The sequence below is a fragment of the Mycobacterium lacus genome (assembly GCF_010731535.1).
GTDB classification, from domain to species: Bacteria; Actinomycetota; Actinomycetes; order Mycobacteriales; family Mycobacteriaceae; genus Mycobacterium; species Mycobacterium lacus.
On record NZ_AP022581.1, the window covers coordinates 1936571 to 1956565 of the forward strand.

The following is a 19995-nucleotide window of genomic DNA, read 5'->3' on the forward strand; positions in this document are numbered from 1 at the left end:
GTGCAGATCCTGGTTACCGACGCCTCCGGCACGCTCGGGCGGCTGGTCGCACGGCAGCTGATTGCTGCCGGACACACGGTCAGCGGCATTGCGGAGCGCCCGCACGAATGCCTGGACCCGAACGTCGAGTTCGTTTGCGCGCCGTTGCGTGACCCGGTGCTGCACGAGCTGGCCGCCGAAGCCGACGCGGTGCTCCATCTGGCCCCGGTCGACACCAGCGCGCCGGGCGGCGCGGGCGTCACCGGGGCCGCGCACGTGGCCCATGCGGCCGCACGAGCCGGCGCCCGGCTGCTCTTCGTGTCCCAGGCCGCCGGGCGGCCCGAGCTCTACCAGCAGGCCGAGTCGCTGGTCTCGACCGGCTGGGCGCCGAGCTTGGTCATCCGGATCGCGCCGCCGGTTGGCCGCCAACTCGACTGGATGGTGTGCCGCACCGTGGCCACGCTGCTCCGCGCAAAGGTCTCGGAGCGGCCGATGCGGGTGCTGCACCTCGACGACCTGGTCCGGTTCCTGATTGTGGCGCTGGACACCGACCGCAACGGTGTCGTGGACCTCGCCACCCCGGATACCACCAATGTGATCACCGCGTGGCGGCTGCTGCGATCGGTCGACCCGCGGTTGCGGACGCATCGGGTTCGTAGCTGGGCACGGTTGATTCCAGAGATGGATATCACTACGGCCCAAGAAGATTGGGGATTCGAATTCGGCTGGCAGGCGGTCGCGGCGGTGGTCGACACCGGACGCGGACTGGTCGGCCGCAGGCTCGATGCCGCCGGCGCGACCAATGGGTCGGGTCAACTGTCGCTGCCGGTGGAGGCCCTCCCACGGCCGCAGCCGACCGAAAGCGCACCGTTAGGTTCCGCGGCACCGGACGGGATGGAGGGCGAGTTCGACGACCGGATCGATCCACGGTTCCCGGTATTCAGCGCGAGCAGCCTGGCCGAGGCCCTCCCGGGACCGTTGACCCCGATGACGCTGGATGTCCAGTTGAGCGCACTGCGGAGGGCCGGTCAGGTGATGGGTCGCGTGCTGGCGCTTGGCGATGTGGTTGCCGACGAGTGGGGGAGCAGGGCGATCGCGGTGTTCGGTCACCGCCCCTATGTCGGGGTATCGGCAAATATCGTCGCCGCCGCCCAGCTGCCCGGCTGGGACGAGCGAGCCGTCACCCAACGCGCGCTCGGAGAGCAGCCGCCGATCGCCGAACTGCTGCCGTTCGGTCGCCCTCAGCTCGCCAGCGGACCGCTGGGGTCAGTCGCCAAGGTGGTGGTCACCGCGCGATCCCTGTCCCTGCTGCGGCACATCAGGACCGATACGCAGGCCTACGTCGCCGCCGCGAGGGCGGAGCACCTCGGCGCCGAACAGCTGGCCCTGCTGCCGGACGCAGGCCTGGAAGTCCGGATCCGGCTGTTGCGGGATCGGATTCACCAAGGCTGGATCCTCACGGCGCTGTGGGTGATCGACACGGGCGTCACCGCGGCGACGCTCGATCACACCCGCGCGGGGTCGAGGGTGTCCGGGGTGGGCGTCATCATGGAGAGCGGCCTGATCGCGGCCGAGGCCGCCGCGCTGGCGACGGTGTTGCGCGCTGATCCGCCGTTGGTTGGGCTGGCCCGGGAGGGCAACCTCGCCAGTGTGCGCGCGTTGTCTCCGGCCACGGCCGCCGCCGTCGACGCGGCGATCGCCCGGATCGGGCACCGGGGACCCGGGGAAGCCGAGCTGGCCAACCCGACGTTCGGCGACGATCCGGCGCTGCTGCTGATGGTGGGTGCGCAGGCGGCCGAAGCTCCCGCCGAGCCGCCGCCACCGTCGACGCTGTCCCGGCGAATGGCCGCCAGCGCCCGCAATTCCCGCGAGCTGGCCCACGACACCACCATCCGGTTTACGCACGAGCTGCGGATGGCGTTGCGCGAGCTGGGGTCTCGGCGAGTCGCGGCGGACCTGATCGATCTTGTCGACGACGTGTACTACCTGACCTGCGATGAAGTCGTCACCATGCCGGCCGATGCCCGGCTACGCATCAAACGCCGCCGTGCCGAGCGGGAACGTTTGCAGGCACAGGGACCACCCGACGTTATCGACCACACCTGGAATATCCCCGAGTAGCGGTCAACCCACCAGGGCGGACAGCGGGGACTGCGGATCGGCCAGCCGGTCGGCGTCGATGGGGGCCCTCGAACGGATCAGGGCCTTGACGTCGTCGAGCACGTCCCAGATGTTGACGTTCATCCCGGCCAGCACCCGGTTGTCGCCGTCGAGCCAGAAGGCGACGAACTCGCGGCGGGCAACGTCGCCACGGAACACCACCCGGTCGAAGCTCGGGGCGTGCCCGACGTACTCCATGCCAAGGTCGTACTGGTCGGTGAAAAAGTAGGGCAGCTCGGCGTATTCGCCCGGCTCGCCCAACATTCCGGCCGCGGCGACCACGGGTTGTTTCAGCGCATTCGCCCAGTGCTCGGTTCGGATGCGGGTGCCGAACAGGCGGTGTTCGGCGGCGGCGATGTCGCCGACGGCGTAAACGTCGGGATCGCTGGTGCGCAGCGAGCTGTCGACCAGCACGCCGCCGTCACCCACGGATAGCCCGGCCTGTTCGGCGAGTTCGATGTTGGGTTTCGCGCCAACGGCCACCAGCACGGCATCCGCGGCCACCGTCGATCCGTCGCGCATCCGCAGGCCGCTGGCTTTTGCATCCGAGCCGTCGGCCCTGGTGATCTCCTTGACCTGCGCCTGCAGCCGCAAGTCCACCCCGTGATCGCGATGCAGTTCGGCAAACACCTCGCCGACCCCCTCACCGAGGGCGGCCAGCAGCGGCTGTTTGGCGATCTCGACGACGGTGACGTTGACGCCGCGCCGGCGAGCGGCCGCGGCCACCTCCAGGCCGATCCACCCGGCGCCCACCACCGCGAGTGAAGAGCCCTCGACCAGAACGGAATCCAGGGCCTTCGCGTCGTCGATCGTGCGCAGATAGTAGACGCCGGCGGCGTCGGCGCCGGGTATCGGTGGGCGCCTCGGCGCCGATCCCGTGGCCAGCAGCAGCTTGTCATAGTGCACGGTGGCGCCGTCGGGAAGGCCGACCGTGTGTGCGGGGGGATCCAGCGCCGTGACGGGCGTCGCGAGCCGTAGGTCGACATGGTGGTCGCGATACCAGTCCGAGTTGTGCACGGTGAACTCGTCGAGCGTTTTCTTGCCCGCCAGGAATTCCTTGGACAGCGGTGGGCGCTCGTACGGGAGCTGCTCCTCCGCCGCGAAGAGAATGATGTGGCCGTCGAAACCGTTGTCGCGCAGTGCTTCTGCCGCTTTGGCCCCGGCAAGCCCGCCGCCGACGATGACGAATGTGGTCGCGCTGGCCATTACCCCAGCCTACTTATCGAAGAAGTTGCCGCAACGACAGCGCATTGCGCACGGCGTGGCCGCCCAGGTCGTTGTTGAAATACATCCATACGTCGCGCCCTTCGCCGTCCCATTTGGTGATGCGGTCTGCCCACCATCGCAGGTCGGTGGGCGTGTACGAACCCGTGTAGATCGCGCCGGGGTCGGGACCGTGCATCCGGACGTACACCAAGTCGGTGGTGGCCCGCGGGATGCACCGCAGACCCGCACCGCTCATCACCACATAGGCGGCGCGGTGGTGTTCCAGCAGCGCGTACACCGCGGGCGCGTCCCAGGATGGGTGTCGCAGTTCCACGGCCACTCGGATCGGCGTCGGCACGCTGTGCAGGAAGGAATCCAGGCGTTCCTCAGAAGAGCTGTCGCGGTGGTGCTCGGGATGCAGCTGAACCAGCAGCACGCCGCGGCGGTCACCCAACAACTGCCAACAGCGTTCGAACCGCTCGATCCAGGGTTCGGGCGAGGCCAGCCGGCGGTAGTGGGTCAATCCGCGATGCGCCTTGACCGACATGGCGAACCCGTCCGGCAACTGTTCGCGCCAGGCGGTGAACGTCGAATCTTTGGGCCAGCGATAGAAACTGGCGTTCAATTCGACGGTGTCGAAAACCTCGGCGTAGCGGGCCAACCGCTTGGCCGGCGCAAGCCCGGGCCGGTACAGCACGTCGGTCCAGTGGTCATAGGACCACCCCGACGTGCCTATCCGTATCTTCAACCGGTCACCTGCCGGCGCACCGGGCGCTCACTAACCGCGACGGTCACTTGGGCGGTAGGCCGCGTACGTAGGTTGCGCCGCGCGTCACCCAACCTTGTAGCTGACGTTTGGTTTTGACGCCGTCGGCGGCAATGCGCAACCAGCCGCGGGCCTCTCTGCCCGCCATCACCATAGGGCTGACATGGGCGCGACCGAGCAGCTTGTCGGTGTCGCCCGGCGGCACCCGCACCAGCAGTCCGCCCTGACCGCTGACCGCGACGGCCATGTGTCCGTCGATCAGGAACGCGAGCCCGCCGAACATCCGTTTCTCGTCAACACCGGGCTGCTGGGCCAGCAGCTCACGAATGCGCTCCGCGAGGTCTGTGTCATAGGCCACGCGCGTCAGTCCAGATCCACCCGGATGGTCAGCAGGTCGGTACCCATGGTGCGCACGCCCGCGCTGTTCAGCCGGGGTAGGCTCCGCAGCCGCTGCCGCGGGTCATCGTCGGGCAGCAGATGCGCGGTTCCGGTGCGCCACTTCCCGCCGATACGCACCCGTACGGCGGGATCGGCCTTGATGTTGTGGACATAATCCGAATGCTCGCCATGCTCGGAGACCATCCAAAAGCTGTTGTCCACCACCTTTCCGCCCACCGCCGTGCGCCGAGGTTGCCCCGACTTGCGCCCGGTGGTTTCGAGCATGGTCACCGGCAATTGCCGGCCAATCGGATTGACCACTAGCCGTTGCACGCGGTGGATTACCTGCCGTTTCAGTTTTCGAAGGTCGGTCATATTCCCGATTCTGCCCCGTTGCGGCGGCGGTCGGGCGATCCTGTTCCACTGCGGGCGCGCGCCACCGACCGGCACGCCACAATGAGCGGTATGGCAGCTGACCCCGGCAACCGGGTGGACTCACAACGGCTGCACTGGGACTCCACCTACGCGGCACATCCGGTCATGTACGGTGACCAGCCTTCGGCCGCAGGGGTCTACGCCGCGCAGGTTTTCAGCGACGTAGGTGCGGGCGACGTGGTCGAGCTTGGCGCCGGTCACGGCCGCGACGCGCTGTTTTTCGCCCGCCACGGTTTCGCGGTGCACGCGCTGGATTTCAGCGCCACCGGTCTGCAACAACTGCGCGAAGCCGCGCAGGCGTCGGGAATGGCCCAGCGCATCACGACAACCGTGCACGACATGCGCACGCCGCTACCGCTGCCGGACGCATCGACCGATGCCGTGTTCGCGCACATGCTGCTGTGCATGGCGCTGTCCACCGAGCAGATCCGGGCGGTGGTCGGCGAGGTACGCCGGATACTGCGGCCCGGTGGGTTGTTTGTCTACACCGTCCGGCACACCGGCGATGCGCATTACGGCGCCGGCATCGCACACGGCGACGATATCTACGAGCACGGAGGCTTCGCCGTGCACTTCTTCACCCGCGACTTGGTCACCACCCTGGCGGACGGCTGGACTTTGATCCAGATCCACGACTTCGAGGAAGGCGAGCTGCCCCGCCGGCTGTGGCGCGTCACGCAGGCGACCGTGCCCCGCTGAGGCGCCGCTATTTTCAGGCCGCCGCGATAGCCGCCGACCTCGCCGGTTCCAGTGCCGGTGCGACGATCTCGGCCACGTCGGTCACGGGCTTGACCGTCAGCGCGTCGAGCAGTCTCCTGCCGAGCAGACGCAAAAGCACCCTAAAACCCCCGAAATCAGGTGCTTTTGCGTCTGCTCGCCCTGGGTGGGTGCCCCTACTCGCCGGACTAACGGAACTGCGTCACGTGCTTGGGCGAAAGCTGCTCGAGGCACGTCACACCCAACAGCGCCATGGTCCGGAGCACCCCGCCCGCGAGGATCTCGATCGCACGCGTGACTCCCGCCTCACCGCCGGCCATCAGACCGTAGAGGTAGGCTCTCCCGACCAGCGTGCAGCGCGCTCCCAGCGCGATCGCGGCCACGATGTCGGCGCCCGACATGATGCCGGTGTCCAGCAAGATCTCGGTGTCCTTGCCGAGTTCACGCGCTACCGTCGGCAACAGATGGAAGGGCACTGGTGCCCGATCAAGTTGGCGGCCACCATGATTGGACAACACGATGCCATCGACGCCGCGATCGACGACGGCGCGGGCGTCGTCAAGTGTCTGGATGCCCTTGACGACGAGCTTGCCCGGCCATTGGGCCTTGATCCAAGCCAGGTCGTCGAAGGTGACGCTCGGGTCGAACATCGTGTTCAAGTACTCGCCGACGGTGCCCGACCAGCGATCCAGCGTCGCGAACGCCAGCGGCTCGGTGGTCAACAGATCGAACCACCAACGCGAGTGGCCGACCGCATCGAGCACCGTTCGGAGCGTCAACGCCGGCGGAATCGTCATCCCGTTGCGCACATCGCGCAACCGCGCGCCGGCAACCGGAACGTCGACGGTGACCAGCATGGTGTCGTAGCCCGCGTCGGCCGCGCGCCTCACCAACGCCGCCGAGCGGTCGCGATCGCGCCACATGTAGAGCTGAAACCATTTGCGGCCCTGCGGCACAGCGGTGACCACGTCCTCGATCGAGCAGGTGGCCAAGGTGGACAGCGCGAACGGGATCCCGGCCGCGGCCGCCGCCCGTGCGCCGGCGATCTCACCCTCGGTGTGCATCAACCGGGTAAAGCCGGTCGGCGCAATCCCGAACGGCAATACCACCGGCTGGCCGAGCACGTCCCATCCGGCTGTCACGTTAGTGACGTCACGCAAGATCGTCGGGTGAAACTCGATGTCGCGGAAGGCTTGTCGGGCGCGCTTCAGCGACAGCTCGTCGTCGGCGGCGCCGTCGGTGTAGTCGAAGGCCGCCCTGGGGGTGCGCCGTTTGGCGATGCGTCGCAAGTCGTCGATGGTCAGCGCAGCGTCCAGGCGGCGTTTGGCGCGGTTGAATTGCGGCCGTTCGAACTGGATCAGCGGCGCCAGGTCTCGGATACTGGGCACTCGTCGTTTGACCGCCATGTGTGCAACCGTAGTCATGTGACTTCTCCGGCTGGCGACCCGTTTGACCTGAAGCGATTCGTGGACGCGCAGGCTCCGGTCTACCGCAGCGTCGTCGCCGAACTGCGCACCGGACGAAAGCGCAGCCACTGGATGTGGTTTGTCTTCCCGCAGCTGCGGGGGCTGGGCAGCAGTCCGACGGCGGCCCGCTACGGCATCTCCGGGCTGGCGGAAGCCCGCGCCTATCTGCGACATGAGCTGCTCGGGCCGCGGCTATCCGAGTGCACCCGGCTGGTAAACCAGGTACCGGACCGCTCGATCGGGCAGATCTTCGGCTCGCCCGACGACCTCAAGCTGCGCTCGTCGATGACCCTGTTCGCCCGTGCCACCGACGAGAACGCAGACTTCGTCGCGTTGCTCGACAAGTACTACGGCGGCAACGAGGATCCGCTGACCGTCGCCCGGCTCACCGACAGATAGGCTGCAGGCTCCGCCAATTAGGATCAGCCCACAGGCGCCAGCGTCTGTGCAGCGGCGATCGCTTGTGCCACACCGGAAACGATTGCCGCGACCTTCAACGACTCCAGGACGGCCTCACGGCTTATCCCCGCCTCCCGCAACGTGTGCTCGTGGGCGACCATGCAATGCGCGCAGCCATTGATCGACGACACGGCGAAGCTCCACAGCTCGAAATTGGCCTTGTCCACGCCCGGATTGGCGATGATGTTCATGCGCAATCCGGGACGCAGATCGTCGTACCTGCCGTCCAGAAATGCGCGACCACGGTAGAACACGTTGTTCATACCCATGATCGACGCGGCTCCCAGCGCCGCGTTGTACGCCTCGGCCGACAGGTTCTCGGCCGCTTCCGCGCTAATCTCGCCCAGCACGTGCGCATTTCTCGTCGCCGCGGCACTGGCCAGCAGGGTGCCCCACAGCTGCTCCTCGCTCAGCGCGGCGCTGCGGGTGATCGAACCCAGGTTGAGCTTGAGGTCCTTGGCGTACTCAGGCAGCGTGGCCTTGAGGTTTTCTACACTCATCGCATTCTCCGATCGGGTGTCAGGCGGAAGCCTTCAACAGTTCACCGGCGTTGAGCGTCGGGTCGCCCTTGCGCCAGTTGCAGGCACACAGCTCGTCGGACTGCAAGGCATCCAGGACCCGCAGCACCTCGTCGACGTTGCGCCCTACGGATCCGGCGGTCGCCGAGACGAATTGGATCTCGTTGTTGGGATCAACGATGAAGGTCACCCGGTCCGCGACGCCGTCGGCGTTGAGCACTCCGGTGGCTCCGACGAGTTCCCGCTTGATGTCGGAGAGCATCGGGAAGGGCACTTTCTTGAGGTCCTCGTGTTGCGCACGCCACTGGAAGTGCACGAATTCGCTGTCGATCGAGACGCCAAGGATCTGCGCGTCGCGGTCCTCGAATTCGTCGTTCAGCTTGCCGAACGCGGCAATCTCGGTCGGGCACACGAAGGTGAAGTCCTTCGGCCAGAAGAACACCACCCGCCACTTTCCCGGGTGGTCATCGCTCGAGATGGTGGTGAAGTAGTCACCGGGTTGCTGGGCGTCGACCTCGGAGAGGTCGCCGCCGATCAGTGCGGTCAAACGGTAGGCGGGAAACTGCTCACCAATTGTCAGCAGAGACATGGCGCTCCTTATCTGGATTTATTCAAGATTAGTCTCGTCTGACACCATGTTGCCGCGCGACCGGTGTGAAGTAAAGGTGATATATCACACTATACTCATAGGTATGCCCGATAAGAGTTTTCACCCGACCTTGGCCGGGCTGCGGGCGTTCGTCGCGGTGGCGGAGAAGCGCCATTTCGGCAGTGCGGCAGCAACTCTCGGCGTGAGTCAATCGACGCTATCGCAAGCTTTGGCCGCGCTCGAAGCCGGCCTCGGCACCAACCTCGTCGAGCGGTCCACGCGTCGGGTCCGCGTGACGACCGAAGGTGCGCAACTGCTGCCGCTCGCCCAAGCCGTGCTCGAGGCGGCGAGCGCATTCACCAGCGCCGCCGTGGGGGCGTCCGATCCGCTGCAGGGCAGCATGCGGTTGGGCTTGATTCCCACCGTGGCTCCCTACGTGCTGCCCACCGTGTTGGCGGGACTGAAGCGCCGGCTGCCCGTGCTGACGGTGCGCGTCGTGGAAGACCAAACCGAACGCCTCCTGGCGGCCTTACGCGAAGGAACGCTGGACGCGGCGCTGATCGCATTGCCCGCCGAATCGCCCGGGATCACCGAGATTGCGATCTACGAGGAGGATTTCGTGCTGGCGCTGCCCCCCGGACATCCGCTGACCGGCAAGCGTCGGGTGCCCGCCGCGGCGTTGGCGGACTTGCCGCTGCTCTTGCTGGACGAGGGCCACTGCTTGCGCGATCAGGCCCTGGACATCTGCGAGAAGGCCGGCGTGCGGGCCGAACTTGCCGACACCCGGGCAGCGTCGCTGGCCACCGCCGTCCAATGTGTGACGGGCGGATTGGGGGTGACGCTGATACCGGAGAGCGCGGTGCCCGTCGAGGCCGCCCGCAGCCGGGTCGGCCTCGCGCGGTTTGCCGCACCCCGCCCCGGACGACGGATCGGCCTGGTGTTTCGGTCTTCCAGTCGTCGCGATGCGTCCTATCGGCGGCTCGCCGGGATCATCGGAGAATTGGTCTCCGATAAACAGCCGGTACGCCTGGTCAAACAGCAGGCGGGCCAGACACTAAGTTCGGCCCATGGAGAAGGTAATCGCCGTGCTCATGCGCCCCGAGCCGGATGACGCTTGGTGCGCCCGCCAACGAGGGCCGGTCGCCGACGCGCTCTTGGGGCTGGGTGTTCCCGGGCTCTCGGTCAACGTCCGGGACAGTGCGGTGCGTCACTCTCTGATGACGCTGACGACGCTGGACCCGCCGGTCGCCGCCGTCGTGAGCCTGTGGACCCAGCAATGCTACGGCGCCCAGACGGCGGCGGCGCTGCGCCTGCTGGCCCAGGAATGCGAGCAACTCGGCGCGTACGTGGTGACCGAGTCGGTTCCGATGCGTGCGCCCGCACTCGAGTCGGGCTCTCGCACACCGGGTTTGGCTAACATCGCACTATTGCGCCGGCCCGCCGGCCTGGACCAGGAGACGTGGCTGAACCGTTGGCAACGCGACCATACGACGGTGGCCCTCGAGACGCAGGCGACGTTCGGCTACACCCAAAACTGGGTGGTACGGACCCTGACGCCCGGCGCACCGGGAATCGCGGGCATCGTCGAAGAGTTGTTCCCGGCGGAGGCGATCACCGATGTGAAGGCGTTCTTCGGGGCCGCCGACGAGAACGACCTGCGGCACCGGCTTGGCCGGATGGTCTCCAGCACAACCGCATTCGGCGCGAACGAGAACATCGACACCGTGCCGACTAGTCGCTACGTATTCAGAACACCATTCCGGGATTGAGGACCTCACATGACAACACTGAAAGACGCCGTGGCTCTGGCGGCGGCAGAAAGCGGTCTCGCCGTGGTCTCTACCGTCCGCGCCGACGGCACCGTGCAGGCTTCGCTGGTCAACGTCGGCCTGCTGCCGCACCCGGCGGGCGGCCAACCGGTCCTGGGCTTTACCACGTATGGCAAGGTCAAACTCGCCAACCTGCGGGCGCGGCCGCAACTGGCCGTCACGTTCAAGAACGGCTGGCAATGGGCGACGGTCGAGGGCCGCGCGGAGCTGGCCGGCCCCGATGATCCGCAGGCCTGGCTGGGCCCAGACTTTCATGCCGACCGCTTGCGGCTGCTGCTGCGCGAGGTGTTCACCGCAGCGGGCGGCACCCACGACAACTGGCCGGAGTACGACCGGGTGATGGCCGCCGAGCGGCGTGCCGTGGTGCTGATCGAGCCCACCCGCGTCTACAGCAACGGCTAGCCCGGCGAACAGTCGCAAAAGCGCCCGAAAAGCACGCTTTTCGGGGCTCTTCTGACAGTTCCGTGGGTGGATAGCAGCGAAGTAGGGGCGCACGCCGTTGTGGCTTAAGGTTTCTGGCTTGTGAAGGGTCCGAAACCAAAGGAGCCAGCAACGACGTGCGCAATGTGAGGCTATGGCGTGCGCTGCTTGGTGTCGACCGCCGCACGGTAATCGAGGACATCGAGTTCGCTGAAGACGGCGATGGCGCGGAGTTGGTGGTGGCGCGGGTGCGCTCGCGCAGCGGTATGTCGGGCCGCTGTGGCCGCTGTCAACGCAAGGCGCCCTGGTATGACCGGGGTGAGGGACCGCGGCGGTGGCGGGGCTTGGACTTGGGCACGATCCGGGTGTTTTTTGGAGGCCGAGGCGCCGCGGGTGAATTGCCCCGCCCATGGGCCGACCGTGGTGATGGTGCCGTGGGCGCGTCACCATGCTGGACACACGTTTGCCTTTGATGACACGGTGGCCTGGCTGGCGGTGGCCTGCTCGAAAACCGCGGTGTGCGAACTGATGCGAATCGCCTGGCGCACCGTGGGGGCAGTCGTGGCCCGGGGTGTGGGCCGACACCGAAAAGACCGTCGATCGGTTCGCCAATCTGCGTCGTATCGGCATTGACGAGATTGCCTACAAACGCCACCACAAGTATTTGACGGTGGTGGTCGACCACGACAGCGGCCACCTGATCTGGGCCGCGCCCGGACGCGACACCGCCACCCTGCGGCGCTTCTTCGACGCGCTGGGTGCCGACCGGGCCGCGCAGATCACCCATGTGTCCGCCGATGCGGCGGACTGGATCGCCGACGTCGTCGCCGAGCGTTGCCCGGCCGCGATCCGTTGCGCCGATCCGTTTCACGTGGTGGCCTGGGCCACCGAGGCCCTGGACGCCGAGCGGCGCCGGGCCTGGAATGACGCGCGGACGCTGGCGCGTACCGAGGCCAAATGGGGCCGTGGCCGGCCCGCCAAGAACACCGCGCCGCGGCCGGGTCATGAGCGGGCACGGCGGCTCAAGGGTGCCCGCTATGCGCTGTGGAAAAACCCCGAAGACCTCAGCGAACGTCAAACCGCCAAACTGGCCTGGATCGCCAAGACCGATCCCCGGCTATACCGTGCCTATCTGCTCAAAGAGGGCCTACGGCACGTGTTTTCGGTCAAGGGCGAGGAAGGCAAACAGGCCCTGGACCGGTGGATCTCCTGGGCGCGGCGCTGCCGCATCCCGGTATTCGTCGAGCTGGCCGGCCGCATCGTGCGCCACCGCCAGGCCATCGACGCCGCCCTCGACCACGGCCTGTCCCAGGGACTGATCGAATCCACCAACACCAAAATCCGGGTCCTGACCCGCGTCGCGTTCGGGTTTCACAACCCCGCCGCACTGATCGCGCTGGCCATGCTCGCCCTCGGCGGCCACCGCCCCACACTGCCCGGCCGCGGCTAACACCCCACCAGGGCACCCCTGGCGGGCCCCTTCCGCAGCGTCGCCGATTCTGCGCCACCCGCGCGTCGGTGTCCATGTCGTTCCGCCTCGCTGCGCTCGGGGGGCTCCACATGGACACCTCCCACGCAGGCAGCGCCAACGAGCAACTATCGCGGAAGGGAGCAAGAAGAAACTTCCAACCCATCAACCCACGGATAGGTCAGGAGCACCCTTTTCGGGCGCTTTTGCGACTGTTCGCCGGGAGGTTGGCTCTCAGCACACGCCCTCGCTAGCGCGACGGGGCGGGTTCGAGTTGTGCTGGGACGAGTCGGGATGCGGCGATGATCGCCCGGAGTGTGCGACGGCAACGCCCGCAGTCGCCGCCGGCCCCGCACATGGCGGCAATCTCTTTGGATGTCGATGCGCCACGCGCGACGGCCTCGGAGACGGTCTGGCTGGTGGCCCCGACACACAGGCATACATACATCAGCCAACCCCCGCCGCGCGCTCACGTATCGCATCCCGCGTCGTCGGGACGGCCGGCTGCGGCGCCCAATAAACCGGACCCATGTTAGTGGAGTCTAACCTAAGTAGGTTAGCGGAGTCTAACCTAAGCCTCCGGCTCATCCCGGTAGCCGCCAGTTGCAGTCGTTTTCTCGGAATCCGTTGGTATCTGTCGATGTAACCGTCGGATGTCGTGGCCGGATCGCGATATTCTCGGTGCGAATCATGTCCGTACTCGTGATGTGTTTGCGCTGAGGGGAGGCCGTGATGTCGTTTGTGGTGGCGGTGCCCGACATGGTGGCGGCGGCAGCATCGGATGTGGCCGGTATCGGGTCGGCGATTAGTGCGGCCAATGCGGCGGCGGCGGCCCCGACGACGGGGGTGTTGGCCGCCGGGGGTGACGAGGTGTCGGCGGCTGTTGCGGCGTTGTTCGGCGCGCACGCCCAGGCGTATCAGGGGTTGAGCGCGCAGGCGGCGGTGTTTCATGCCCAGTTTGTGCAGGCGATGACCGCCGGTGCGGGGTCGTATGCGGCTGCCGAGGCGGCCAACGCCTCGGCCGTGCTGAACGTGGTGAATGCGCCGGTGCAGGCGTTGTTGGGGCGTCCGCTGATCGGTGATGGTGCCAATGGGGCGCCGGGGCAGCCTGGTGGGGCTGGGGGGTTGTTGTTCGGCAATGGCGGCAACGGGGGTAATGGTTTGGCGGGTCAGCCCGGCGGTGCCGGTGGGGCCGCGGGTTTGATCGGCAATGGCGGTAACGGCGGTGCCGGCGGGCCGGGGGCGAGCGGTTTTGCCGGTGGCGCCGGCGGGGCCGGCGGGTGGCTGTGGGGCAATGGTGGTGTCGGTGGGGTCGGCGGGCTGGGCACCGCAGCTGCCGGTGGGCCGGTGGGGCCGGGGGCGCCGCTGTTGGGTTGTTCGGCCATGGTGGGGCCGGCGGGGCCGGCGGGGGCGGCTTGGCAAGTGTCGGTGGGGCCGGCGGGGCCGGCGGGTCGGCGGGTTGTTGTGGGGCAATGGGGGTGACGGTGGCGCCGACTGGTGGGGTGGGGCCAGCGGCGGGCCCGGCGGGGATGCTCGGCTGATCGGTCACGGCGGTCACGGCGGATTCCAAGGCGGCATCGGCGCCGTCGGTGGGGTCGGCGGTAAGGGCGGCAACGGCGGGTGGCTGTTCGGCAACGGCGGTGACGGCGGGGCCGCCGAGGTGTCCGGCACCGCCGGCAACGGCGGCAACGCCGGACTGATTGGCAACGGCGGTCACGGCGGCGGGGCCGGCTTGGACAGCGCGGGCGGCAACGGCGGTAACGGGGGGACGCTGCTCGGCGACGGCGGTCACGGCAACGCCGGGGCAACCGGCGTGGGCAGGACCGGCGGTAACGGCGGCCACGCGGTCGGCCTGGTCGGCAGCGGCGGCGCCGGAGGAAGCGGCGCGGCCGGCTTTGTCGGCAGTCCTGGCGGCAGCGGCGGGAATGGCGGTAACGGCGCCCAGTGGTTCGGCCACGGCGGGGGCGGTGGGTCCGGCGGGTCCAGCGATGCAGCGGCCGGCGGCACCGGCGGTAACGGCGGCACCGCTGGGCTGATCGGCGACGGCGGGGACGGCGGCGCCGCCGGCGCCAGCGCGGCCGCCGTCGCGAGCGCCGGCGGTAACGGCGGCAATGCCCGGTTGATCGGCGACGGCGGGCCCGGCGGGCCCGGTGACTCCGGTGGGCCCGCCGGTGCCAACGGCACGGCCGGGACGCTATTGGGGGATCCGCTCGATGTGGTGAATGCGCCGGTGCAGGCGTTGTTGGGGCGTCCGCTGATCGGTGATGGTGCCAATGGGGCGCCGGGGCAGCCTGGTGGGGCTGGGGGGTTGTTGTTCGGCAACGGCGGTAATGGGGGTAATGGTTTGGCGGGTCAGCCCGGTGGGGCTGGTGGGGCCGCGGGGTTGATCGGCAATGGCGGTAACGGCGGTGCCGGCGGGCCGGGGGCGAGCGGTTTTGCCGGTGGCGCCGGCGGGGCCGGCGGGTGGCTGTGGGGCAATGGTGGTGTCGGTGGGGTCGGCGGGCTGGGCACCGCAGCTGCCGGTGGGCCGGTGGGGCCGGGGGCGCCGCTGTTGGGTTGTTCGGCCATGGTGGGGCCGGCGGGGCCGGCGGGGCGGCTTGGCAAGTGTCGGTGGGGCCGGCGGGGCCGGCGGGGTCGGCGGGTTGTTGTGGGGCAATGGGGGTGACGGTGGCGCCGACTGGTGGGGTGGGGCCAGCGGCGGGCCCGGCGGGGATGCTCGGCTGATCGGTCACGGCGGTCACGGCGGATTCCAAGGCGGCATCGGCGCCGTCGGTGGGGTCGGCGGTAAGGGCGGCAACGGCGGGTGGCTGTTCGGCAACGGCGGTGACGGCGGGGCCGCCGAGGTGTCCGGCACCGCCGGCAACGGCGGCAACGCCGGACTGATTGGCAACGGCGGTCACGGCGGCGGGGCCGGCTTGGACAGCGCGGGCGGCAACGGCGGTAACGGGGGGACGCTGCTCGGCGACGGCGGTCACGGCGGCAACGCCGGGGCAACCCTCGGCGTGGGCGGGACCGGCGGTAACGGCGGCCACGCGGTCGGCCTGGTCGGCAGCGGCGGCGCCGGAGGAAGCGGCGCGGCCGGCATTGCCGGCAGTCCTGGCGGCAGCGGCGGGAATGGCGGTAACGGCGCCCAGTGGTTCGGCCACGGCGGGGCCGGTGGCTCCGGCGGGCCCAGCACCCTGGCCGCCGGCGGCGCCGGCGGCAACGGCGGCACCGCCGCGCTGATCGGCGACGGCGGTGCCGGCGGGGCCGCCGGGGCCAGCGCGGCGGCCGTCGCGAGCGCCGGCGGCAATGGCGGCAATGCCCGGTTGATCGGCGACGGCGGGGACGGCGGGCCCGGTGACTCCGGTGGGCCCGGCGGCACCGGTGGTACCGGCGGGTCGCTGCTGGGACAGAACGGGTCCAACGGGTAGTCGGCGCTTAACGGTGGGTCCCGCGCGCCGTCGTGATCGCGGTGTGGCCACCGATGTCGGCTGCGCCGCTGGTCGGTGGTGGTTACCCCGGCTAACCGGACGGAGTTCCGGTTTTGTGACGCGCCGACGACCCGCCAAAGGTGGCGCCGATGGCCGCTTGCTGCACTAGATTCAGAGCCGGCACCGCACAACGGCGCTGCCACAGCCCCGCACGTGGTGCTCCAGCCCGGCCCACCTGCGGCGGCCCGACCCGACAGCCCTCACACGCCTAGGAGTGATCATGCAAGGTGATCCGGACGTTTTGCGCCTGCTCAACGAGCAATTGACCGCCGAACTCACCGCGATCAACCAGTATTTCCTGCATTCGAAGATGCAAGAGAACTGGGGCTTTACCGAGTTGGCGGCGCACACCCGCGCGGAGTCGTTCGACGAAATGCGGCACGCCGAGGAGATCACCGACCGCATCTTGCTGCTCGACGGGCTGCCGAACTACCAGCGCCTCTTTTCCCTGCGCGTGGGCCAGACGCTGCGCGAGCAATTCGAGGCCGATCTGGCGATCGAGTTCGAGGTGCTGGACCGGCTCAAGCCCGGAATCATCATGTGCCGGGAGAAGCAGGACACCACCAGCGCCGTACTGCTGGAGAAGATCGTGGCCGACGAGGAACTGCACATCGACTATCTGCAAACGCAGCTGGAGCTGATGGACAAGCTCGGCGAGGAGCTGTACTCGGCGCAGTGCGTCGCCCGCCCGCCGAAGTGACCCCAGTTCGAGGCTCGGCGGGGTAATGTTCGAAACGCTCACAGCGGGTTGCGGCATCACCTGATGCAACGTCGATGGGAGCGAGCATGACGAGCCCGACCGCAATCGCACAGGCCACCGAACTCCCGGACGCACATGCCGGCGGCTCACCGATCAGCCGGCAACGACGCAACCTCATCTTCGTGGCGCTCGTGCTCGCGATGCTGCTCGCGGCGCTGGGAGCGACGATTGTCGCGACGGCGCTTCCCGCAATCGTCGATGATCTGGGCGATGCCGAGCACCAGTCCTGGATGGTCACCAGCTTTCTGCTCGGCGCGACCAGCGTCGTCGCGCTCGCCGGCAAGCTCGGTGACCTGTTCGGCCGCAAGCGGTTGTTCCTGGCAGCTGTCGTGCTGTTCGCCATCGCCTCTGCGCTGTGCGGGCTGTCGCAGTACATGACGATGCTGGTGATCTTTCGGGCGCTCCAAGGTATGGGCGCCGGCGTTATCAGCGTCACGGCGAGCACACTGGTCGGAGATGTCGTGCCATTACGGCATCGCGGCGTCTACCAGGGCATCTTGGGGGGCGTGTTCGGGATCGGGACGGTGGCCGGTCCCTTGGTGGGCGGCTACCTCAGTGAACGATTGAGCTGGCAGTGGGCGTTTTGGATCGACATGCCGGTCGCGCTGGTCGTGCTGGTGCTGGCGGCAACGGCTATTCCGGCGCTGCCCCAACGCCCCAGGCCGGTCATCGACTACCTCGGGATCCTGTTGGTGGTGTTGGGTGCGACGGGCTTCATCCTGGCCACCAGCTGGGGCGGCACCAACTACGCCTGGGACTCGCCCGTGATTATCGGGCTGTTCGCCGGCTCGGCGGCGGCGCTGGGATTCTTCGTATGGGTGGAAAGCCGCGCGAGCGCGCCCATTCTGCCGCCTCGCCTATTTCGCAGTTCGATATTCGCCGTGTGCTGTGCGCTTGCTTTCGCGGTGGGATTCGCGATGCTGGGCGCACTTATCTTCCAGCCGCTCTTTCTGCGGTATGTCAACGGCGCCTCGGCGACGACGTCAGGTCTGCGCACGCTGCCGATGGTGATCGGCATCTTGATCGGCTCGATCAGCAGCGGCGCGCTGGTCAGCCGGACTGGGTACAAGCTCTTTCCGGTCGCTGGCAATGCGCTGATCGCGGTCGGATTTCTGCTGCTGTCGCAGATGCACACGTCGACGCCGGCTGTCGTACAGTCGCTGTACCTGGTCGTCTTGGGTGCCGGGATCGGGCTGTCTATGCAGCTGCTGGTCCTCATCGTGCAGAACACCTCCTGTTTCGAGGACCTGGGTGTCGCAACGTCGGGTGTGACCTTCTCCCGTGCGGTCGGGTGTTCGTTTGGTGCGGCGATATTCGGGACACTGTTCGCGAACTTCCTCAACCGGCGAATGGCCCCCGCACTGTCGGGTAGCGATGTGTCCGGGACGGCGGTCAGCTCGCCGACGGCCCTGCACCGGCTACCCGCTGACGTCGCCGCACCTTTCGTCCGGGCCTATGCCGAGTCGCTGACGCAGGTCTTTTTTTGGGCTGCCGTGGTGGCGCTGGTCGGATTCATCGTCGCGCTGTTTCTGCGCGATGCGCCGATCGGGCAGATCCACAACAGCGCCGGCCACCTCGGTGACGGGTTCGGTATGCCTTGCGGCGGATCGCGGGACGCGGTGTTGGAAGCCGCGATCTGGCGCATGTTGCACAACACGCCGGATGAGCGCCTGCGCAGCATCGCAGCCCAATCCGGTTGTGTGCTCGACGCCGCCGAACTGTGGGGCGTGTTGCGGATCAACCAATACGAGCAGTTGTTCGGCACGGCGCGGCTGAGCGACATCGCCAAGCACCTGCATGTGCCCATCGAGGTTCTGAAACCGACATTCGACCGACTGGCTGACAACGGTTACGTGCTGGTCGACGGCGACACACTGTCGCTCAGTCAATCCGGGCTCCAGCAGGTCGATGTGCTAACGACTTTGATCCTCGAGTGGACGGTGGACAACCTCGTGGGATCACCGGGGTCAGAGGACCGACCCGACAAGCGTGAAGTGGAGGCCGCACTGGGCCGCATCGCGCATCACGTTCTGGCCGAGGGCGATTGGTATCAGGATCTGACGCAGCCGGGTAGCCTCGCCCTGACCAAATAGCCGCCTTGTGGGCCGAACACGCGACCGGGCGCATGCCGAGCCGCCAACCCGATCTCCGCCCGCACAGTATCGGCTTCTGGCCCAACGGGATTGGCGCCACAGCGCGCCGACGACCGTGGGGATCGATGCCCGACGCCCACCGCACCCTCTCTGGCAGGGTTAGTTGAGACAGCAGGGTTCGAAAATATCTGACCAGGTATTGAGGGCAAGTAAGGATTGCAACGAACAATGACGGCGACTTTGGCTGAGGTCCGGAAGGGTAGCGCCGATGATGAAGGCGTGGGAACCGATTCGGCCCAGGGTCCGCGGGCGGATCGTCCCCGGCGGCGCAACTTCACCCCGGAGTACAAGGCGGCCATTGTGGCCGAGTACGACGCGTTGACCGAGCCGGGTGCGCGGGGTGCGCTGCTTCGGCGTGAGGGCCTGTACTCATCGCACATCGTGGAGTGGCGCCGAGCGCGCGACGCGGGCGCGTTGGACGGGCTGGCCCGGTCAGGCGGTCGTGGTAGGACCGCGACCAGGCCGAGATCGAACGGCTACGGAAGCGGGCCGAACGGGCCGAGGCCGAGCTTGAACGCACGAGGGCCGCGTTGGATCTGGTGGGAAAAGCACACGCGCTCTTGGAGACGCTCTCCGAGAGCACGGGCACGCGGCCCGGGTCGAAGAAGTGATCGCACAGTTGCTGCCCGAGGTGGAGCGGCTGACCTCGACCGCGAAGGCGTGCGCGCTGCTGGGCAAGCCGCGCGCGAGCCTGTATCGGCAGCGCAACCGCCCTGCCGGTCCACGCCGCAAACCCGGGCCGAGCGGACCGCCGCCCATCGCTCGACGCGGCCGAGCGCACGCAGATCCTTACGGTGTTGTGCCAGCCGCGCTTCGCCGACAAGGCGGTCGCCCGTGTGGGCCGAGCTGCTCGACGAGGGCGTCTACCTGTGCTCGCAGTCCACGATGTACCGGATCCTGCGCACGCACAACATGACCCGCGAACGGCGGCGGGTAGCCACACACCCGCCGCGGGTCAAACCGAGCTGGTCGCCCACCAACCCAACGACGTGTGGTCCTGGGACATCACCAAATTGGCGGGACCGGTGCGCGGCGAGTTCTACCAGCTCTACGTGATGCTGGACATCTTCAGCCGCTACCCCGTCGGCTGGCGCGTCGAGTACCACGAGGACGCCGACATCGCCCAGGACTGGATGGCCGAGCTGACCGCGCTACACGGGCGGCCCGGCGCGATCCACGCCGACCGGGGTTCGGCGATGACGTCGAAGAACGTCGCCCA

15 protein-coding genes and 5 pseudogenes are annotated in these 19995 nt (G+C 68.1%); 11 read left to right on the top strand and 9 right to left on the bottom strand.

Going from position 1 to position 19995, the window contains the following annotated elements; translation table 11 throughout:
• Positions 1-2100 (top strand): NAD-dependent epimerase/dehydratase family protein, encoded by a 2100-nt coding sequence (locus tag G6N24_RS08855; protein ID WP_085162224.1) that lies wholly within the window; start codon positions 1-3, stop codon positions 2098-2100.
• Between the two features lie 3 nt (positions 2101-2103).
• Here G6N24_RS08855 and G6N24_RS08860 read toward each other — a convergent pair whose 3' ends face one another.
• Genes G6N24_RS08860 through G6N24_RS08875 form a run of 4 tightly spaced genes read right to left on the bottom strand, consistent with a single transcriptional unit; the run spans position 2104 to position 4864 of the window.
• Complete coding sequence (locus G6N24_RS08860) at positions 2104-3345, bottom strand: NAD(P)/FAD-dependent oxidoreductase (RefSeq protein WP_085162225.1); 1242 nt, start codon at positions 3343-3345, stop codon at positions 2104-2106.
• Between the two features lie 13 nt (positions 3346-3358).
• Positions 3359-4093: a DUF72 domain-containing protein gene (locus tag G6N24_RS08865; RefSeq protein ID WP_085162226.1), complete on the bottom strand. Its 735-nt coding sequence runs from the start codon at positions 4091-4093 to the stop codon at positions 3359-3361.
• A gap of 43 nt (positions 4094-4136) precedes the next feature.
• Positions 4137-4469 carry a TfoX/Sxy family protein gene (locus tag G6N24_RS08870; protein WP_085162227.1) on the bottom strand — a complete coding sequence of 111 codons (333 nt, stop codon included), beginning with the start codon at positions 4467-4469 and terminating at the stop codon, positions 4137-4139.
• Positions 4470-4474: 5 nt separating this feature from the next.
• Complete coding sequence (locus tag G6N24_RS08875; RefSeq protein ID WP_085162228.1) at positions 4475-4864, bottom strand: nitroreductase family deazaflavin-dependent oxidoreductase; 390 nt, start codon at positions 4862-4864, stop codon at positions 4475-4477.
• A 90-nt stretch (positions 4865-4954) separates the two neighbouring features.
• On the opposite strand from G6N24_RS08875, the gene G6N24_RS08880 reads away from it, so the two are divergent.
• Positions 4955-5623: a class I SAM-dependent methyltransferase gene (locus G6N24_RS08880; RefSeq protein ID WP_139822547.1), complete on the top strand. Its 669-nt coding sequence runs from the start codon at positions 4955-4957 to the stop codon at positions 5621-5623.
• A 13-nt stretch (positions 5624-5636) separates the two neighbouring features.
• Here the strand turns inward: G6N24_RS08880 and G6N24_RS25330 are convergent, their stop codons facing one another.
• The gene (locus tag G6N24_RS25330) at positions 5637-5762 is read right to left on the bottom strand and encodes a hypothetical protein (protein ID WP_264035271.1); all 126 of its coding nucleotides are present in this window, start codon (positions 5760-5762) and stop codon (positions 5637-5639) included.
• 44 nt (positions 5763-5806) lie between these two features.
• A pseudogene (locus G6N24_RS08885) lies at positions 5807-7047 on the bottom strand (alpha-hydroxy acid oxidase); the annotation flags it as partial.
• An 18-nt stretch (positions 7048-7065) separates the two neighbouring features.
• On the opposite strand from G6N24_RS08885, the gene G6N24_RS08890 reads away from it, so the two are divergent.
• A complete protein-coding gene (locus G6N24_RS08890) occupies positions 7066-7506 on the top strand; it encodes a DUF1810 domain-containing protein (RefSeq protein ID WP_179963476.1) in 441 nt (146 codons plus the stop codon).
• 23 nt (positions 7507-7529) lie between these two features.
• On the opposite strand, the gene G6N24_RS08895 is transcribed toward G6N24_RS08890, so the two are convergent.
• Together G6N24_RS08895 and G6N24_RS08900 are read right to left on the bottom strand one after the other, a co-directional pair.
• Complete coding sequence (locus G6N24_RS08895; protein ID WP_085162232.1) at positions 7530-8066, bottom strand: alkyl hydroperoxide reductase; 537 nt, start codon at positions 8064-8066, stop codon at positions 7530-7532.
• Between the two features lie 19 nt (positions 8067-8085).
• Positions 8086-8673, bottom strand: a complete 588-nt coding sequence (locus tag G6N24_RS08900; protein ID WP_085162233.1) for a peroxiredoxin — start codon at positions 8671-8673, stop codon at positions 8086-8088.
• A 103-nt stretch (positions 8674-8776) separates the two neighbouring features.
• On the opposite strand from G6N24_RS08900, the pseudogene G6N24_RS08905 reads away from it, so the two are divergent.
• From G6N24_RS08905 to G6N24_RS08920, 4 genes and pseudogenes are all read left to right on the top strand, one after another.
• A pseudogene (locus G6N24_RS08905) lies at positions 8777-9709 on the top strand (hydrogen peroxide-inducible genes activator); the annotation flags it as partial.
• Positions 9710-9740: 31 nt separating this feature from the next.
• Entirely contained in the window at positions 9741-10442 is a 702-nt protein-coding gene (locus G6N24_RS08910; RefSeq protein WP_085162235.1) for an EthD domain-containing protein, read from the top strand.
• Between the two features lie 9 nt (positions 10443-10451).
• Positions 10452-10904, top strand: coding sequence for a TIGR03618 family F420-dependent PPOX class oxidoreductase (locus G6N24_RS08915; protein ID WP_085162236.1), 453 nt, complete (start codon positions 10452-10454; stop codon positions 10902-10904).
• A 155-nt stretch (positions 10905-11059) separates the two neighbouring features.
• Positions 11060-12372: pseudogene (locus G6N24_RS08920) on the top strand (ISL3 family transposase).
• Between the two features lie 268 nt (positions 12373-12640).
• On the opposite strand, the gene G6N24_RS08925 reads toward G6N24_RS08920, so the two are convergent.
• Positions 12641-12838, bottom strand: a complete 198-nt coding sequence (locus G6N24_RS08925; RefSeq protein ID WP_085155880.1) for a (2Fe-2S)-binding protein — start codon at positions 12836-12838, stop codon at positions 12641-12643.
• 284 nt (positions 12839-13122) lie between these two features.
• Between G6N24_RS08925 and G6N24_RS25465 the strand changes: the two are divergent.
• From G6N24_RS25465 to G6N24_RS24345, 4 genes and pseudogenes are all read left to right on the top strand, one after another.
• Positions 13123-15803: pseudogene (locus tag G6N24_RS25465) on the top strand (PE family protein).
• Positions 15804-16083: 280 nt separating this feature from the next.
• Positions 16084-16563 (top strand): bacterioferritin, encoded by a 480-nt coding sequence (gene bfr / locus G6N24_RS08940; protein ID WP_085155780.1) that lies wholly within the window; start codon positions 16084-16086, stop codon positions 16561-16563.
• Between the two features lie 86 nt (positions 16564-16649).
• Positions 16650-18716, top strand: coding sequence for an MDR family MFS transporter (locus G6N24_RS08945; RefSeq protein WP_085155777.1), 2067 nt, complete (start codon positions 16650-16652; stop codon positions 18714-18716).
• A 1085-nt stretch (positions 18717-19801) separates the two neighbouring features.
• A pseudogene (locus tag G6N24_RS24345) lies at positions 19802-19981 on the top strand (DDE-type integrase/transposase/recombinase); the annotation flags it as partial.
• Positions 19982-19995 lie beyond the last annotated feature (14 nt).

Excerpts from the sequence above, each read along its gene's own strand:
- G6N24_RS08860 (WP_085162225.1), bottom strand. The coding sequence starts at position 3,345 with ATGGCCAGCGCGACCACATTCGTCATCGTCGGCGGCGGGCTTGCCGGG.
- G6N24_RS08875 (WP_085162228.1), bottom strand. The coding sequence starts at position 4,864 with ATGACCGACCTTCGAAAACTGAAACGGCAGGTAATCCACCGCGTGCAA.
- G6N24_RS08880 (WP_139822547.1), top strand. The coding sequence starts at position 4,955 with ATGGCAGCTGACCCCGGCAACCGGGTGGACTCACAACGGCTGCACTGG.
- G6N24_RS08895 (WP_085162232.1), bottom strand. The coding sequence starts at position 8,066 with ATGAGTGTAGAAAACCTCAAGGCCACGCTGCCTGAGTACGCCAAGGAC.
- G6N24_RS08900 (WP_085162233.1), bottom strand. The coding sequence starts at position 8,673 with ATGTCTCTGCTGACAATTGGTGAGCAGTTTCCCGCCTACCGTTTGACC.
- G6N24_RS08910 (WP_085162235.1), top strand. The coding sequence starts at position 9,741 with ATGGAGAAGGTAATCGCCGTGCTCATGCGCCCCGAGCCGGATGACGCT.
- G6N24_RS08915 (WP_085162236.1), top strand. The coding sequence starts at position 10,452 with ATGACAACACTGAAAGACGCCGTGGCTCTGGCGGCGGCAGAAAGCGGT.
- G6N24_RS08925 (WP_085155880.1), bottom strand. The coding sequence starts at position 12,838 with ATGTATGTATGCCTGTGTGTCGGGGCCACCAGCCAGACCGTCTCCGAG.
- bfr (WP_085155780.1), top strand. The coding sequence starts at position 16,084 with ATGCAAGGTGATCCGGACGTTTTGCGCCTGCTCAACGAGCAATTGACC.
- G6N24_RS08945 (WP_085155777.1), top strand. The coding sequence starts at position 16,650 with ATGACGAGCCCGACCGCAATCGCACAGGCCACCGAACTCCCGGACGCA.